At 45.4% G+C, this 809-nt stretch carries 1 protein-coding gene; it reads left to right on the top strand.

Going from position 1 to position 809, the window contains the following annotated elements; translation table 11 throughout:
- A partial coding sequence (locus tag GJ688_RS20035; RefSeq protein WP_155478171.1) for an IS4 family transposase occupies positions 1 to 809 on the top strand: 809 nt, incomplete at both ends.

The raw sequence follows: 809 nt of genomic DNA, 5'->3' as shown, positions 1-809 counted from the left end.
GGTTGGAGTGATGGGCATAGCTTTCTTCCCATTGATTTTTCCCTGTTAAGTTCCCAAAAAGTAACCAACCGAATTGGTAAAATGAATGATGCCATCGACAAACGAACCCATGGATATAAACGGCGTATGGAAGCGTTACAGTCTGCCCCCGAACGGGTGGTGGCGATGATAAAAGCCGCTTTCGATTCCGGAGTCGCCGCTTCGTACGTTCTTATGGATTCTTGGTTTACTCAATTGCCGTTAATTCAGCAATTGGTTGGCTTAGGTATTGATGTGATTGGTATGGTGAAACCTTTAAAACAACGGTATTCCTATCAGGGAAAGCGATATACGTTAGCCGAACTATATGTCCAAGCAACGGTTGTTCGCGGACATTCTGAGATCCTTCGCAGTATTATCGTAGAGCTTACACCCGGATTAAAAGCGAAAATCGTCTTTGTCACGAACCGTAACAAACGAAACGAATGGCTAGCGATACTCTCCACAGAGCACACCCTGAACGAGCAGGAAATCGTCCGAATCTATGGCATGCGTTGGGAGATCGAAACCTTCTTTAAGTGCTCGAAATCGTTTCTCCGATTGGCTAAGGAATTCCAGGGCCGTTCCTATGACGCCTTGATTAGTCATACAACCATCGTTTTTTCCCGTTATATCATGCTATCTTGGCAGCACCGTACCAGTACCGATCCCCGTACCCTTGGCGGTATCTTCTACGAATGCTGTGATGAGGTAAATGATTTGGAATGGGCGGTGGCTCTTCAACAACTTTGGTCGATTATTGATGATGTCGTTAAAAACTGCAACAAGAA

The sequence above is a fragment of the Heliobacterium mobile genome (assembly GCF_009720735.1).
Classification (GTDB): Bacteria; Bacillota; Desulfitobacteriia; order Heliobacteriales; family Heliobacteriaceae; genus Heliobacterium; species Heliobacterium mobile.
This window is presented reverse-complemented; position numbering and strand designations above follow the sequence as displayed.